The 15,522-nt window shown below is 63.6% G+C and carries 16 protein-coding genes; 7 read left to right on the forward strand and 9 right to left on the reverse strand.

Translation table 11 applies throughout. The features are described 5' to 3' along the window. Positions 1–35 precede the first annotated feature (35 nt). Positions 36–965 carry a metallophosphoesterase family protein gene (locus JG746_RS11005; protein WP_202359319.1) on the forward strand — a complete coding sequence of 310 codons (930 nt, stop codon included), beginning with the start codon at positions 36–38 and terminating at the stop codon, positions 963–965. On the opposite strand, the gene JG746_RS11010 is transcribed toward JG746_RS11005, so the two are convergent. The 4 genes from JG746_RS11010 to leuA all read right to left on the reverse strand — a co-directional run bounded on the left by JG746_RS11010 (position 949) and on the right by leuA (position 6,556). After that, entirely contained in the window at positions 949–1,563 is a 615-nt protein-coding gene (locus JG746_RS11010) for a hypothetical protein (protein WP_202358147.1), read from the reverse strand. The two genes, JG746_RS11005 and JG746_RS11010, sit on opposite strands and share 17 nt — an antisense overlap. 194 nt (positions 1,564–1,757) lie before the next feature. Next, positions 1,758–2,561, reverse strand: coding sequence for an alpha/beta fold hydrolase (locus JG746_RS11015; protein ID WP_202358148.1), 804 nt, complete (start codon positions 2,559–2,561; stop codon positions 1,758–1,760). A 222-nt stretch (positions 2,562–2,783) separates the two neighbouring features. After that, positions 2,784–4,559, reverse strand: a complete 1,776-nt coding sequence (locus JG746_RS11020) for a tetratricopeptide repeat protein (protein ID WP_202358149.1) — start codon at positions 4,557–4,559, stop codon at positions 2,784–2,786. A gap of 251 nt (positions 4,560–4,810) precedes the next feature. Then, positions 4,811–6,556 carry a 2-isopropylmalate synthase gene (gene leuA / locus JG746_RS11025; protein ID WP_202358150.1) on the reverse strand — a complete coding sequence of 582 codons (1,746 nt, stop codon included), beginning with the start codon at positions 6,554–6,556 and terminating at the stop codon, positions 4,811–4,813. A gap of 428 nt (positions 6,557–6,984) precedes the next feature. On the opposite strand from leuA, the gene JG746_RS11030 reads away from it, so the two are divergent. The 3 genes from JG746_RS11030 to JG746_RS11040 are packed head-to-tail and all read left to right on the forward strand — an operon-like array spanning position 6,985 to position 9,246. After that, the gene (locus JG746_RS11030) at positions 6,985–8,151 is read left to right on the forward strand and encodes an ATP-grasp domain-containing protein (RefSeq protein WP_202358151.1); all 1,167 of its coding nucleotides are present in this window, start codon (positions 6,985–6,987) and stop codon (positions 8,149–8,151) included. Between the two features lie 4 nt (positions 8,152–8,155). Beyond that, positions 8,156–8,932 carry an esterase family protein gene (locus JG746_RS11035; protein WP_202358152.1) on the forward strand — a complete coding sequence of 259 codons (777 nt, stop codon included), beginning with the start codon at positions 8,156–8,158 and terminating at the stop codon, positions 8,930–8,932. Beyond that, positions 8,932–9,246 (forward strand): nuclear transport factor 2 family protein, encoded by a 315-nt coding sequence (locus tag JG746_RS11040; RefSeq protein ID WP_202358153.1) that lies wholly within the window; start codon positions 8,932–8,934, stop codon positions 9,244–9,246. The genes JG746_RS11035 and JG746_RS11040 overlap by 1 nt, the downstream gene beginning before the upstream one ends. 10 nt (positions 9,247–9,256) lie before the next feature. Here JG746_RS11040 and JG746_RS11045 read toward each other — a convergent pair whose 3' ends face one another. After that, the gene (locus tag JG746_RS11045; protein ID WP_202358154.1) at positions 9,257–10,789 is read right to left on the reverse strand and encodes an MFS transporter; all 1,533 of its coding nucleotides are present in this window, start codon (positions 10,787–10,789) and stop codon (positions 9,257–9,259) included. A gap of 146 nt (positions 10,790–10,935) precedes the next feature. Between JG746_RS11045 and JG746_RS11050 the strand changes: the two genes are divergently transcribed. Beyond that, positions 10,936–11,877 carry a LysR family transcriptional regulator gene (locus JG746_RS11050; RefSeq protein WP_244730742.1) on the forward strand — a complete coding sequence of 314 codons (942 nt, stop codon included), beginning with the start codon at positions 10,936–10,938 and terminating at the stop codon, positions 11,875–11,877. On the opposite strand, the gene JG746_RS11055 is transcribed toward JG746_RS11050, so the two are convergent. Further along, positions 11,867–12,964 carry an AbrB family transcriptional regulator gene (locus tag JG746_RS11055; RefSeq protein WP_202358156.1) on the reverse strand — a complete coding sequence of 366 codons (1,098 nt, stop codon included), beginning with the start codon at positions 12,962–12,964 and terminating at the stop codon, positions 11,867–11,869. The two genes, JG746_RS11050 and JG746_RS11055, sit on opposite strands and share 11 nt — an antisense overlap. Before the next feature lie 180 nt (positions 12,965–13,144). Here JG746_RS11055 and JG746_RS11060 point away from each other — a divergent pair, with 180 nt between their 5' ends. Both JG746_RS11060 and JG746_RS11065 read left to right on the forward strand, forming a co-directional pair. After that, a complete protein-coding gene (locus JG746_RS11060) occupies positions 13,145–13,390 on the forward strand; it encodes a type II toxin-antitoxin system ParD family antitoxin (protein ID WP_202358157.1) in 246 nt (81 codons plus the stop codon). A 17-nt stretch (positions 13,391–13,407) separates the two neighbouring features. After that, positions 13,408–13,725, forward strand: coding sequence for a type II toxin-antitoxin system RelE/ParE family toxin (locus JG746_RS11065; protein ID WP_244730744.1), 318 nt, complete (start codon positions 13,408–13,410; stop codon positions 13,723–13,725). A gap of 82 nt (positions 13,726–13,807) precedes the next feature. Here JG746_RS11065 and JG746_RS11070 read toward each other — a convergent pair whose 3' ends face one another. The 3 genes from JG746_RS11070 to JG746_RS11080 all read right to left on the reverse strand — a co-directional run bounded on the left by JG746_RS11070 (position 13,808) and on the right by JG746_RS11080 (position 15,463). Next, positions 13,808–14,116, reverse strand: a complete 309-nt coding sequence (locus JG746_RS11070; protein WP_202358158.1) for a putative quinol monooxygenase — start codon at positions 14,114–14,116, stop codon at positions 13,808–13,810. A 64-nt stretch (positions 14,117–14,180) separates the two neighbouring features. Beyond that, positions 14,181–14,963 carry an SDR family NAD(P)-dependent oxidoreductase gene (locus JG746_RS11075; RefSeq protein WP_202358159.1) on the reverse strand — a complete coding sequence of 261 codons (783 nt, stop codon included), beginning with the start codon at positions 14,961–14,963 and terminating at the stop codon, positions 14,181–14,183. 62 nt (positions 14,964–15,025) lie between these two features. After that, positions 15,026–15,463, reverse strand: a complete 438-nt coding sequence (locus tag JG746_RS11080) for a DsrE family protein (protein WP_202358160.1) — start codon at positions 15,461–15,463, stop codon at positions 15,026–15,028. Positions 15,464–15,522: the final 59 nt, after the last annotated feature.

The following is a 15,522-nucleotide window of genomic DNA, read 5'->3' on the forward strand; positions in this document are numbered from 1 at the left end:
TGGAAAGCCGGGCGCTGGTCGCCTATGAGGGATGGATGTTCAGGCTCGCGCATATTTCCGATGTCCATCTGGGGCCGCTCCCCGATGTATCCTATCGCGATCTCGCCTCCAAGCGCGTGCTCGGCTACGTCAACTGGCAACGCAATCGCCGGCGTCACATGCATGACGCGGTCATCGACGCCATCACCGCCGACATCAAGGCGCAGAACCCGGACCACCTCGCCGTCACCGGCGACCTCGTCAATCTGGCGCTCGACGGCGAGATCGAGATGGCCAAGCACTGGCTGGAGACGCTGGGATCGCCGCATGATGTTTCCGTGGTTCCGGGAAACCACGATGCCTACGTGCCAGGCGCGTTCGACAAGGTCTGCCGCTCATGGGCGGCCTGGATGAGCGGCGACGGCGTCAACACGCCGGTCGACCGCAACGCGTTTCCCTATCTGCGCGTGCGCGGCGATGTCGCGCTGATCGGCGTCTCGACGGCGCGCGCCACGGCGCCCTTCATGGCCAATGGTTTTTTCATGGAAGGGCAGGCGGAGCGGCTCGGCAAGATCCTGCGAGACACAGGCGGGCAGGGCCTGTTTCGCGCTATCATGATCCACCATCCGCCGGTGCGCGGCGCCGTCTCGCAGCACAAGCGGCTGTTCGGCATCGCCCGCTTCCATAAGGTCATTCGCAAGAACGGTGCGGAACTCATCCTGCACGGTCATTCGCATCTGCCGTCGCTGTTCCAGATCGGGCCGCGCGGCACCAAGGTTCCGGTGGTCGGCGTCGCCGCCGCCGGCCAGGCGCCGGGCGGCAAGCATCCGGCGGCCCAGTACAATCTGTTCGATATCGATGGCGAAAAGGGCAATTGGCGCATCCGCCTGACGCGGCGCGGCCTGACCGGGCCGGCTATACCGCCAGCCGATCTGCAGACGATGGAACTGGGTGTGGAGGCCAGCGCTGCTATGGCCGCAGGCTGAACACCATCGCCACGAGGCGGTCCCAGAACAGGGCGACCGACACCGCCAGGCCGACCAGCGCGCCGGCGGCGACCAGGCCAAGGCCTGACAGGAAGGCCGACCAGCCGTTGCCGCGTTGCGGCGATCGCAGCGGCGGCTCGGCCTCCGCCACCTCGGCACGCCTCATCCCCGCGACAGCCGGCTCGACCCCACCCTCCATCATCCTCTGGCGCTCGACGATGCGCTCGGCGACATAGCGCGTCACGGAATCGACAACCGGCTTCATCTCGGTCGATTCGGCAAGCACCACGCGGCCGATGCGGGTGTCCTTGAGGAATCGGTAGGTGCGGCGGTCGCGCCCCATGGCGACATGGCTGACGGCATCGATCCAGAGGCGCGGTTGCAGCCCCGCCGAAACGACGAAGTCGAAATTGTCCATGTCGGCAGGCACGTCGGCAAAAACGGGTGCAAGTTCGGCGGCCAGCAGATCGAGACGCATGCGATGCGCCTCGCGCATGTCGACGACGACGTCGTCGCGGTCGGCGAAGGCGTTCTTCACATCACGGATGGCATCGGACAGTTTTCTTGACGGATCGATCTTTTCGCCTGCGTCCTTCATCGGCGTCAGCCTCGCGGGTTTGGTTAACACGGGGTTAACACAGGCGACGGCAAAATGCACTGGCGAGATCAAGGGGACCAACGAGTTCCAGGCATGTTGCGCTGAAGCGCGTCGCGTAATGCGCTTCAGGTCTTTGTTCATGCATGTCGTTCTCCCGAACCGAGGTCCCTTTTGGGCGACACGCATTAGGCAACTCAACTGGCCGCGGCGGCGAGGTTGGGGCGAACGGGTCTGGCGCGGCGGTTCATATTGCGCCGGATGATGCTGGCGATCAGGTCGGGTGCTTCCTCGATCAGCATATGGCCGGCCTCCAGCACATGATGCACATGAAAGCGCGCCGGCAGGTCATCCGCATGGGTGAAGGGCAGCACCGCGTCATCACTGCCCCACACCACCATCACCGGCATGGTCAGCCTGTCCAACTGCTCGCGCGGGATAACACCTTGCCGGTCGTCCCTGGTCATGACGGCGGCGATCTCGACGAGTTTTTCCGATTGTCCGGGCCGCTGGCGCATTTGGAACAGCATTTCGGCGATGTGTGGCGAAGGCGCGCTGGCAGGCCCTGACATCGCGCCAAGGCAGGCGCGGATCTCGGCAAGATCCCGCGCCCCGGCATAGCGGCGCAGCAAGGGGCCGTTGATCTCCGGGCCAAAACCGCCGGGCGCCAGAAGCGTCAGCGAGGCCACTTTCTCCGGCGCGGCCATAGCCATCAAGGCCGCCACCGCTCCACCCATCGAATGGCCAACGAGATGGATCCGCTTGACCGCGCGGGTCGCGAGGTCAGCAAGCACAGCTCTTGCCGCGACCTTTGCAGGCCCGGCCTCGGGAAAGTCGAGCGACAGGCCATGCCCCGGCAGATCATAGGCAAGGGTGCGCGCGGCAGCAGAGAGCGGGGCGATCACGTCGCGCCAGACGTCGGAGCAACCGCCAAAACCGTGCAGCAGGACGATTGTCTTCGAGCCGGCACCCTGTTCGGCAGCATGGAGCGATGAGATCATGAAAGCGGAAGGTATCAAATTGCGGGAACGCGTGAAATGTGACTGGATTGCGCTTCGTCCAGAGCCATGGCCAGTAAAATCTTCGCGATTTTCGCGAGCGCTGGCATGTCATACGACGGGTTCGCCCGGCAAAAGCCGGCAGATCAGTCCGTTCGGCTCTTCGTCCGTGCGCGCGAACGCCCAACAATTCCATTGGTCCAACCCGTCCCGGCCTGCCGAAGGTCAGCTGGCGTTGCCGAGCCCGGCGGCGCGCAAGGCGCCGATCAGCTTCTCGGTCAGATCGGCCGGATATTTTCGGTCGATGAAAGTCGCGCGCGGATTGGCGGCGAATTTCGGGAATTTGGTGGTGAGTTCATCGAGCAGCTTGCCTGCCAGACTGTCCTGGCCGGAGATCCTGGCGCCGATCAGCCGCGCGGCAAGATAGTGCGATTTCGTCGCGGTGGTTCTCAGGGCGGAGCTGGCGATCGCGGCCTTGTCGGTGTCGCCGAGCATGAATTCGCCTGCGAAAAGCCCGAAATCCCACCATGTCGGATGGCCGCTGGAGGCATCCACCGCATGGGCCAGAAGGGGTGTTCCCTCGGCGTAACGGCCGGCGAAGACCAGCCCATAACCATAGGCGGCCGCCATGGCGACGTCATAGGGGTTGAGGTCATAGGCCTTGCGCATCCAGCGCAGCGCTTCGTCGGCATTGCCAAGACGCGAATTGATGTAGCCGTAGGAACGATGCGCGTAGGGACTGGTCGGGCCCATCTGCACGGCGCGATGGGCGAATGTGATCGCCTTTTCGATCGTCGCATCCGGCGGATAGGCGTAGTGGTCGTTCACGGCTTCAAGGTGCAACGAGGCGAGTTCGGAATAAACAAGCGACGATTTTGCGCCGTTCTCGGCCAGGGTTTCCAGGCAGCGATAGGCGGCCTCATGGGTTCTGGCGTTCTGGTCGAGATAGTATTTGCCGTTGAGCAGCAGGCACTGCGTCAGGCCGTTCTGAATGCCGCTCTGCTCGATATAGTTGTAGATCGTGCCGGACGCGGGCAGCGCGGAACTCAGGATGCCCGCGATACGGTCTTCGACGGCCGATGGCGCGCTGTCGGCAGCGGTCAGGTTGCGCGACAAAAGCACACGTCCGGTCGCCACGCTCTGCAGTTCGACGGTGATCTCGCCCGCGCCCGGTCCAGGCAGGACATCGAACATGAAGCTCGTCGCACTTGTGACCGGATCGGTCTTGTCGACGGTGTCGCGACCGATGAAGTCGATCGTGTCGAAGCCACTCAGCCCGGCGCGCAACGACGCGGCGACGCGGCTGGCGTCGGCGCCGCTGGCCTTGACGGCGATGTAGACAAGCGGCAAGGCCTCGCTGACAGGGGACGGCGCAATGCCGCTGGTCAGACCGGCGCTCTCGAACGTGGCCGGCAGATCGCCGCCGGCCAGCAATGCGCCGCTGCCCTGGCGCAGGATCAGGACGCCGAGCATGGCGATGACTACGGCGATCGCCATCCAGAAGAACCTGAGATGGCGCGCCACCGAGGGCACGGGGGTTGCCGCCTGCGCCGGCGATGCAGCGGGCGCAACAGCATCCTCGGCAGCGGCAGGGTGCTCGGCCGGAGCCGATGCCGCTGGCGGCTGCTCGGCGGGTTTGGCCGCTTCCGGCAGACGGATCGCGTTGAGTTCATAGGCCGGCACGTAGCCGCCGCGTGGAATGGCGATGCGGACAGGCTCGGCGATGCCTTCATTGGCGAAATACTGCTGCAGCAATTCGCGCAGCCTGCCTGCCTGCACCCGCACGACGGCATCGGTCGACGGATCGAAATCGCCGTCCTTGCCGAAGACGTCCATGGCGATGGAAAAGCCCTTGAGCCTGTCGGCTTCGCCGGCCTGCTCGCGCTCGACGAGATAACGGATCAGTTTGCGCGCGCGCTCGGATCTTCCGAACGTTTCGCTGGCAAGCAGTCGCTCCAGTGTCTCGCGCACTGCGGGGGCGGCAGGCGTGGCATGCTGCAAGTGTCGATCCTCTCGAAGTCGGCACAGGTTGAGGCGCGATCATATAGGGCTCGCACCACCACACAAGTATACACCCGTTATGCGATCGCGTACCTAACCGGATAATTTTCCGGTGGTTAATGACGCGACCGATGCCGGCTACCAAACAAGCACGCCGCCAGCGTCGGCCGTTTGAGGCCAAGGCCTTGTTCGGGCTCGAAAAATTGGCTGGCGCGAGAGCCGTTCAGCTCTCTCGCGCCAATCAGCAAATGCTACCGCGTCTTGCGGCCGACGATGCGGTTGGCTGCCGAAGTCACCGCTTCCAGCGAGGCGGCGACGATGTTGGTGTTGATGCCGGCACCGAACAGCTTGCCGCCGGGATATTCCATTTCGACATAGGAAATGGCGGACGCATTGGAGCCACGCTGCATCGAGTGTTCGGAATAATCGAGCACCGACATCTCGACGCCGACATGGCGCGACAGCGCATCGACGAAACCGTCGATCGGGCCTGTGCCGGTGCCGGATATGGTCACTTCCTTGCCCTTGTCGAGGATCACTGCCTCGACCACGCGCCGCCCCTTGACCACCGTGTCTGGATAGGTGTGGTGGTCGAGGAATTTCAGGCGCGCGCCCGGCTGGTCGACATAGGTTTCGAGGAAGCGCTCATAGATGCGCTTGGCCGGCACTTCCTTGCCTTCGGCGTCGGTGATCGCCTGGATCGCCTGGCTGAACTCTATCTGCAGGTTGCGCGGCAGATTGAGGCCATAATCAGCCTGCAGCACATAGGCGATGCCGCCCTTGCCCGACTGCGAGTTGATGCGGATGATCGCCTCGTAGCTGCGGCCGACATCGGCCGGATCGATCGGCAGGTAGGGCACTTCCCACAGGCCGGTGTTGGCCTTCTTCAGCGCCTTCATGCCCTTGTTGATGGCGTCCTGGTGCGAGCCGGAAAAGGCGGTGTAGACGAGTTCGCCGACATAGGGATGGCGCTCTGGGATCTTCAACTGATTCGAATATTCGTAGACGTCCTTCATCCGGTTGATGTCGGAGCAATCGATGCCCGGGTCGACGCCTTGCGTGTACATGTTGAGCGCCAGGGTGACGATGTCGACATTGCCGGTGCGCTCGCCATTGCCGAACAGCGTGCCTTCGACGCGGTCCGCACCCGCCATCAGACCGAGTTCGGTGGTGGCAATGCCGGTGCCGCGGTCATTGTGCGGATGCAGTGAGATGATCAGGTTCTCGCGGTTGTCGAGATTGCGGCACATCCATTCGATGCGGTCGGCATAGATGTTGGGCGTCGACATCTCGACCGTCGACGGCAGGTTGATGATCAGCTTGTTGTCTGAAGTCGGCCTGACGATCTCGGTGACGGCGTTGCAGATCTCCAGCGCGACTTCGAGCTCGGTGCCGGTAAAGCTTTCCGGCGAATATTCGAAGCGATAGCCGCCGCCAGCCTTGGCCGCCATGTCGGTGATCATCTTGGCCGCGTCGGTGGCGATGCGCTTGATGCCGCCGACATCCTTTTCGAAGACGACGCGGCGCTGCAATTCGCTGGTCGAATTGTAGAAATGCACGATCGGGTTGGTGGCGCCCTTCAGCGCCTCGAAGGTGCGGGTGATCAGTTCGGGCCGGCATTGCACCAGCACCTGCAGCGACACGTCGGCGGGGACGTTGCCTTCCTCGATGCACCAGCGGGCGAAGTCGAAATCGGTCTGCGAGGCCGAGGGGAAGCCGATCTCGATCTCCTTGAAGCCCATGTCGAGCAGCAGGCCGAACATGCGCGCCTTGCGCTCGTGGCCCATCGGGTCGATCAGCGCCTGGTTGCCGTCGCGCAGGTCGACCGAACACCAGATCGGCGCCTTGTCGATGACCTTGTTGGGCCAGGTGCGGTCGGTGAGGCCGACGGTCGGATAGGGTTGATATTTGCGGGCTGCCTCACGCATGCCGCGGGCCGGTTCCACGCCCCTGCCGGTGACCTCGGCATCAGGGCGGATTTGTTCTCGTGCGTTCATCGTCTTGTTCTCCCGGCGGCCCTCGGATCCGTCTTTAGACGGATTGTTGGCGAGTGGCGCCTTTACCAGATTTTCGTTCGCTTGATGTGACTGCCAATTTTGAGACTGGCCAAGGAGCATGCGCTTGCGCGGCGGTTCGACCGCCGGGCGCTCCTTCAGCGAACCCGGCGATCGCCGATAAGGCCGAGAAGAAGCAGGGTCGAGGCAAGCGCGCGCACGGTCTCGCCGGCAAAGCCGGTCTGACGGGAAGCGGTGGTGGCGCGCGTGTTCATGCCGGTTCTCATACAGGAGCGGCCTGTGGGAGGCAAGCAGGGGCTGAATCCGTTGAACATTATCCCTAATTCAGGTGCTCTTCCCCAGGCGCTGCAAATGCGCCAGACTTGGGTGCCGGCGGGGCTGGGGTGCGTCGCCGCCATGAGGGGGTGTCGATGAATTTCGTGTTCTTCTCGCCGCATTTTCCCACCAACGGCGCCGATTTCTGCGACCGGCTGAAGAAGGCCGGCGCCACCGTGCTCGGCATTGGCGACGAGCCCTATGACGCGCTGAACAGCAAGCTGAAGAGCGCGCTTTCGGAATATTACCGCGTCGCCGACATGGAGGACTATGATCCGGTATTCCGGGCGATGGGGCATTTCATCCACAAATGGGGCCGCATCGACCGTTTCGAATCGCTCAACGAGCATTGGCTGGAGCTGGAAGCCAACATCCGCACGGACTTCAACATCTACGGCACCAAGCTCGATTTCGTGAAGAACCTGAAGCGCAAGAGCCGCATGCGCGCCTTCTTCCGCAAGAGCGGCGTCGAGACGATCGCGCAGCGCAAGTGTTCCGACCGTGCCGGCGCCATGACCTTCATCCGCCGCGTCGGCTATCCCGTGGTGGTGAAGCCGGATTCGGGCTCAGGCGCTTCCAACACCTTCAAGATCTCAAACACGGGGGAACTCGACCAGTTCTTCCGCGACAAGCCCGAGGACGTGACCTTCGTCATGGAGCAGTTCATCGAGGGGCTGGTGGTGACCTATGACGGGCTGGTCAACCGCGACGGCGAAGTGGTGCTGGCAGCCAGCCACCGCTACGACCAGAGCGTCATGGAGGTGGTCAACAAGGACCGCCACATGAGCTACACCTGTTTTCCCCATATCAGGCCAGCGGTCGAGGAGGCCGGCCGCAAGATCCTGAAGGCGTTCGACGTGCGAGAGCGCTTCTTTCATATCGAACTGTTCGAGACCAGGGACGACCGGATCATCGCGCTGGAGGTCAATATGCGCCCGCCTGGCGCCTGGATGACCGACGCCATCAACTACACGTTCGACATCGACGTCTACGCCGCATGGGCCGACATGGTGGTCAAGGACGCCGCCGGCGGACCCTATGAGGGCAAGTATTTCACCGCCTATGCCAGCCGCAAGCGGCACCTCCACTATTTGCACAGCCATGAGGACGTGTTAGCGGCGCACGGCGACAAGATCGTCCACCATCAGCCGATAGAAGAGGTTTTCAGCCGCGCCATGGGAAATTACGCCTATCAGATGCGCTCGAAGGATCAGGTGGAGCTGCGCGAGGCGGTCGCCTATATCCACGCGGAAAAGGCCTGAGGCCATGGACATCTCCTATCACAAGCATTTCTCCGGCAAGCTCGGCCGCGACATGGAGTACAAGCGTTACGGCCATGCCGGCAGGCCGGTGGTGGTGTTCCCGACTTCGCAGGGGCGGTTCTACCAGTTCGAGGATTCCGGCGGGGTGGGCGCATTGGCCGAGTTCATCGACACCGGCCGCATCCAGCTGTTCACCGTCGACGGCATCGATTCGGAATCCTTCTTCGACAAGCATGCCGACGCCGCGCATCGCATCGGCCGCCACGAGGCCTATTTCCGCTATGTGCGCGAGGAGGCGCTGCCGGAAATCCTGTCCACGGCATCGGCCGCCAATGGCGGACGCAAGCTGAAGCCGCTGTTCTCAGGCTGTTCGATGGGTGGCTACCATTCCTCGAACTTCGTCTTCCGCTTCCCGGAACTCGCCAGCGGCGTCATCTCGCTGTCGGGCGTCTATTCGGCCCGCGATTTCTTCGGCAAGGCGCTGGAAGGCGATATCTTCTACAACTCGCCGCTCGACTATCTGCCGGGCATCGTCGACCCGAAGCTTTTGGCCCGGCTCAAGGCGCTGCGGCTGATCTTCTGCTGCGGGCAGGGCGCCTGGGAAGAGCGCATGTTGGTCGAGACGCGCCAGCTGGAACAGATCCTGCGTGACAAATCCATTCCGGCCTGGGTCGACTATTGGGGCGGCGACGTCAGCCATGACTGGCCATGGTGGCACAAGCAGCTGGTCTATTTCTTCGGCCGCTGGCTGGATGATGATCTGATGCATAGATTGGACTGATGACCACGCCAGAATCCATTCGCCGCTTTGTCGAGGCCACAAACGCAGGCGACACGGAAGCCTTTCTCGACACCTTTGCCGACGACGCGTTCTTGAGCGACTGGGGACGATCCTTCCAGGGCCGCGAGCAGATCGCGCGCTGGAACCAGTCGGACAATATCGGCGTGAAATCGCATCTGCGTATCGTCAACATCACCCCTGCGGAAGGCACCTATCGCGTCCGCATCGCCGTCAAGGGCAAGGGCTTCAACGGCGAGGGCGACATGACCTTCACGCTGGATGGCGATCGCATCACGAGCCTCGTCATCACCTGACACCCGTAGCCTATCCTTCCTGGCATGCCGGCACAGGCACGGTCTCGCGTTCCGCCGCCGATCCGCGACGCAGGCCGAGGAAGACGACAAGGGCGGTGACGATGGTGATTGCCGCCAGCACGATCAGCAGCCTGTCGAACGCCGTCTCGTAGGCCTGGACCAGAGCCACGGCGCTGGCCGCCGGCAGATGCCGGGCCGTTTCACCGAGATTGCCGGTCACCAGCATCTGCGCCGCGGCGGCCGCATCCCTGGAAGACGCACCTTGAGTGCCTAGCTGTGCGGCGGTGAAACCCGACAGGGTCGCCATGACGATCGCCACCGCCACGCCCTCGCAAGCAACGCGCGTGGTGTTGAAGATGCCGACCGCCATGCCGGCGCGCTCCCTGGGCACGACGCTGACGGCAAGCCCGTCCATCAGCCCCCAGGGCAAGGCGATGCCGACGCCGATCAGCACCAGCGGCGCCACCAGGGCGACGGCGATCGGCGGCGTCAGGCTCAGCCAGACGAGGCCGGCGGCGGTGATGAGCAGGCCCGCGCCGCAGATCGTGGCCGGCGCGATCCAGCGTGCCAGCTGGCCGGCAAGCAAGGGCAGGATCAGCAGCGGCCCCGACAGACAGATCATCAATTGCCCGGCCTTGATCTCGCTCATCCCTTCAATGCCGATGAAGCGGATCGGCAACAGCACCAGCAGGACGACGAAGCCATAGGCGGGCGCCGCCGCCAGGAACTGGACGCCGACGAAGCGGGGGAAGCGAAACAGCGTGAGATCGAGCATCGGCCGGCGCAAGCGCCGTTCAACGACAACGAAGGCGGCGAAGAAGAGGGCGGCCGCGGCCAGCAGAGCGATGACGAGGGGATCGGCCCAACCGCTCTGCGGCGCCTGCAGGACGCCATAGGTCAGCGAGGCCAGCGCTGTGGTGAAGGTGCCGGCGCCCGCCCAGTCGAGACCGGTCGCATCCGGGTCGCGCGATTCCCTGATGGTGCGCAGGCCAAGCATCGCCGAGGCGATCGCCAGCACCGCCACCAGAACAAAGATCGACCGCCAGCCGAATGCGGAGATGAGCAGGGCCGAGGCGATGGGGCCGAAGGCCAGGCCAATGCCGAAACTGGTGCCGAGGAAGCTGAAAGCACGCAGCCGTAGCGGCCCTTCGAATTCCTGCGCAAGCGCCGAAGCGCCGCCGGCGAAGGCCAGGGCGCTGCCGATGCCTTGCGCGGCCCTGAACATGTCAAACCAGACGATGCCGGGCGCCAGCATCGCACCCAGTGACGCCAGGACATAGAGGCAGAGGCCACCGAGGAAGATGCGCTTGCGGCCCAGATTGTCGGCCAGCGCGCCTGCCGCCATCAGGCTGGCGCCGAAGGTCAGCATGAAGGCGTTCGTCACCCAGTTGAGCGCGATCGGGCTGCCGCCGAGATCGGCCGCGATGCGGGAAAGCGCGACGGCCGGGCCGGTGAAGGTCAAGGGCATGGTCATCGCGGCAAGGCATACCGACAAGAGCACGAGCCATCGCACGGCGGGGCCGGTTGGGGTCTTCGGGGTCATGGATTTTCCTATCTGAAGCAGCATCCTCCGGCATGTGCGTGGCTCGCGGCGCCGGTTTTAACGACAAGATAGGTCGACGAGCTTTCAGGAAAAATAGTATTATATCTCCTGATATACCGGACTGAAACGCTCGAATGGGAATGACGATGGATCGTCTCAATGGCCTTTTGGCCTTCGCCCGTACTGCAGAGCTCGGCAGTTTCATTGCCGCCGGCCGGGCGCTCGGCATTTCGGCTTCCGCCGTCGGCAAGAGCGTGGCCAGGCTCGAACAGGAACTCGGCGTGCGGCTCCTGCAGCGCAGCACGCGGCGGGTCGGCCTGACGGAAGAGGGCAGGCTGTTCAACGAGCGGGTGCGGCGCATCCTCGACGACATCGACGATGCCGAGGCGATGCTGTCACGAACGCGGGAGACGCCGCACGGGCGGCTGCGTATCTCGACCCCGATCGTCACCTATCATCTGCTGCTGCCGGTGCTGTCGGAGTTCATGGCTCGCTATCCCGAGATCGAACTCGACATCGATTTCAACGACCGCATCGTCGATGTCATCGAGGAAGGCATCGACGTCGCGATCAGAAGCGGCGAGCTGCCGGATTCACGATTGGTGTCGAGGCCTGTTGGGCCTTTTCGCATGCTTCTGTGCGCGGCGCCCTCCTACCTCGAGCGCCATGGCACACCCGGCGAACCGGCGGATCTCATCCGGCATTTCGGCATAAACTTTCGCTTTCTCAACAGCGGCAGGCTGCTGGAGTGGCCCTTCATCACCGGAAGCGCTGAACCGCAGATCCGCTCGAAGCTGACCTGCAACAACATGGAGGCTTTGAAGGGGGCCACGATCGCGGGGCTCGGTATTGCCTGCATGCCCGATTTCCTGGTCCGCGAGGCGCTGCTGGACGGAAGGCTGCGCACCGTGCTCGACGATCATATCGACGGCCGCGGCCAGTTCCGCATGCTGTGGCCCTCCAACCGCCATCTGTCGCCCAAGGTACGCGTCTTCGTCGATTTCCTTCCCGAGCGCCTTGCGGTGGCGGCGAATATGACTGGGGCGAAAAGTAGGGCACCAAAGGCGCTGAAGCCTGTCAGTCCCTGATGCTTCTGGCCACCAGCCGCGCAACGCTCGGGCCGACGAGCAGCACGATCAGGAAGCGGGCCGATTGCAACGCCATGACGAAGGAGATGTCGACGTTCCGCGCCGCGGCGGCGATGATGGCGACGCTGTCCATGCCGCCGGGGCTGGTCGCCAGATAGGCGGTCAGCGGATCGATGCCGAGGAGATGGCTGATCAGGAAGGCGAGCCCGCCGCAAAAGGCGATCAGCGCCACGATCGAGGCGATGATCTGCGGCAAAGCGCGCGTCGCATGCCGCAGGATCGGCCTGGTGAAGTTCAGCCCGATCGACCAGCCGACCATGGCGTAGCTGATCGCCAGCAGCCAGGGCGGCAGCTGCATCTCGACGCCGAGGCCGAGATGGACGACGGCGCCGAAGATGAAGGTGCCGAGGAAGAAGGGTGAGGGCAACCGGCACAGCTTTCCCGCCAGGCCACCTATGACTGCGATGCCGATGGTCGCGGCCAAGGCCTGGGCATCGACCGGCGGAAACCAGATGATCGGTGGGATTTCGATGCCCGATGTGTCGACCCACATCTTGGCTACCACAGCCGCCGTCATCGATACGAAGATGACGCGCAGATACTGCATGAAGGCGACAAGCCGCTGGTCGGCGCCGAAAGCGCCGGCCATCAGCACCATGGCGGTGGCTGCCCCAGGCGAGGAACCCCAGACGGCGGTGGTGCCGGGCAGGATGCGCCAGCGGCTGATCAGCCAGCCAAGCAGGCTGGAGGCCGCGACGGTGGCAATCACCACGCCCAGGAACAGCGGCCATTCCTGGTAGAAGACCGGAAAGATGTCGGCCGAGATCGACGCGGCGACGAGGCAGCCGACAATGGCCTGGGCGGAGCCGAACAGCAGGCGCGGCACCCGCACCGTGGCGCCATTGGTGCCGGCGACGATCGCCGCCAGCATCGGCCCGATCAGCAGCGCCGCCGGCAGGGCGGCAAGTTCGAGCACGCCGGCAAACAGGGCCGAGATGGTGAGCAGGACCAGCCATTGCGCAAACTTGTGCAAGTGCGCCATACGTTCGATGGCCGGCGTATCCGGCTGCTCGGGCGAGGTCTCCATATTTCGGTCTTAGACCCAGCCGCGAAAAATACGAACCCTTGCGGCGAAAATGGGCACGATTTCTCCAACTGGCGACGCTGGCGTGGAGCCTACGTTGGTGCGGGCATTTTTCACGCCGATGTCAGTAATTGCGCAAATTTTGTTATTTGCGTATAGTCAAAGGGACAAGGAGGTACACCTATGAACGTATCATTGGGAGATCGTTGGGAAAATTTTGTCTCGGACATCGTCAAGCTTGGCCGCTACGGCTCGGCCAGTGAAGTCGTGCGCGAGGGGCTGCGCCTAGTCGAAGAACGCGAGGAAAAGCTGAAGGCTTTACGCGCCATGCTCGACAAATCGTTTGCTGAGGGCGGTGAAGCCACCGAACAGGACATTGATGCATCTTTAGACGCCAAGGCCACACAACTCGCAAAGGAAGGCCTCTAGGAGTGCCACGCCTTCGCATGCTCTCTTCAGCCCAAGCAGACTTGGTCAGTCTTCTTGAGCATATCGCCCGAGAAAGCGGCGACCTCAAAGTCGCGAGACGGTTTGTAGAGGTCTTGCGTCAAAAATGTCGCGACCTCGCGACATTGCCAGCCACTATCGGGCGTGCGCGGCACGAGCTCAGACCTGACGTGCGAAGCTACGCATTTCGCGGGTATGTGATCTTCTTCCGTTATCGGGACGATTTCTTCGAAGTCGCCACCATAATCGAGGGGGGCATCGCGATATTGACGCTCTGTTTTCCGAAGCAGAGGGTGACTGAGGAGTATTCCGTATGAATGCCATATCCTCGGCACCGTGCCGACGCGCGCTAGCGCCCGGCCATGGGCCGCATTCGAGAAGCGCTTGCTTCGTTGGGGTTCAGCCGGTCTTGCCGTCAGGCAATCCGAAACCGCCGACCGGGTGGGTCTCCACCTGGAACTCGAAGCCGGCGATGAAGGGGCGCGCCTTGGCGATGGCCGCCTGGACTTCGGGAAGCTGCAGCGAGGCCTTGTGGCTTGCCTGGTCCGTCCACACTTCGGTCACCCAGATCGCATCGGCGTCGGCCGGGTCGGTGGCGACGATATAGCTCAGGCAGCCCGGCAGGGCGCCGGTGCTGGCGCGCAGGACGTCCATGACCGCGTCGCGCTGGCCGCGCGCCGCCCGCATCTTGCCGATCAGTCCGTACATTCAGTTGTCTCCCCTTCAAAGTCTCCGACAAGAGTGTGCGGGCCTTCAGTATGCAGATAGCCGGTCACGGCATCAACTGGCCGCCATTCACCTCGATCACCTGGCCGGTGATGTAGCCGCTCAACAGGTCCGACGAGAGGAACAGATAGGCGCCGACGCAGTCTTCCGCCGTGCCGGCCCGGCCCTGCGGAATGGTGGCGACCATGCCCTTGATCTGCTCCTCGGTCGAATAGCGCTCGTGGAACGGGGTGAGAATGGTGCCGGGCGCCACAGCGTTGACGCGGATGCCGAAGCCGATCAGTTCCTTGGCCATGCCGCGCGTGACATTGGAGACGAAGGCCTTCGCAGAGCCGTAGAGGCCGGCGCCGCCGCCCGCACCATTGCGCGCGGCGATCGAGGAGGTGTTGACGATGAAGCCGCCCTGTTTCTTCAGCCACGGCATCGCCTTGCGCGAAGCGGTCAGCACCGAACGCGCGTTGAGGTCCATCACCGCGTCGTAATGCGCTTCGGTCTGTTCGGCATAGGGGATGCGGCCGAGCATGCCGCCGGCGTTGTTGACCAGCCCGTCGAGGCGGCCGAAATGCTGGGCGCTGTCCTCGACGACGCGCTCGACATCGGTGGCAACGGAAAAATCGCCCTGGACGAGGAACACCTCACCGCCGCCGTCGCGCATGGTCTTGGCGAGTTTCTCGGCAGCCTCTTTACTCGAATTGTAATGCAGCGCCACCTTGGATTTCTGCGCGGCGTAGGCCAGCGCGAGGGCCGCGCCGATGCCGGTCGAGGCGCCGGTGATCAGCACCGCCTTGCCGGCGAGATCGGGGATGGTGAGTGTATTGTTGGCTGGCACTGTTGTTTCCTCCGGGATGTCCGCCGCCCTTCGTAGGCCTTTGCCGCGGCAGTGTTCAAGCCTCAGGGGCGCAGATAGACATAGCCCTGGCTTTGCAGTTCCGCGAGCTTGACGACGCCGCCCTTGTCGGCGGCATGAAAGCCGTCCAGCAGGTCGGTGAGCGAAATATCCATGCCCCGCATGGTGTTGCCGCAGGCCTGCGGCTCGAGCCCCTGCTGCACCAGCCCGGAGAAGCGGCCGGAGATCGCGGCCGATATGCCCTTCGACTTGAAGCTGGCCAGGGCCGGGCCATGCACGACCAGCACGATGTCGACATTGCCGCCGGTGCCTTCATAGTGGTTCTTGATGTTGCCGAGCACGAAGTTGACCTTGTCCACATCGCTTAAGTGATAGGCGACCTTCAGCCTGGCGGGTTCCGTGGCCGCGGCCTGCACCGCCCGCAGACCAAGAAACGTTCCGGTCCCGGCAAGAACCGCGCGGAACATGTCGCGTCTGCGCATGGGCACTCTCCTCAGATTTCACCGCCATTTGCGTGGCTGCGGCCGCAATACTAGCATAG

Origin of the sequence: Mesorhizobium sp. 113-3-3 (assembly GCF_016756495.1) — a bacterium.
Lineage (GTDB): Bacteria > Pseudomonadota > Alphaproteobacteria > Rhizobiales > Rhizobiaceae > Mesorhizobium.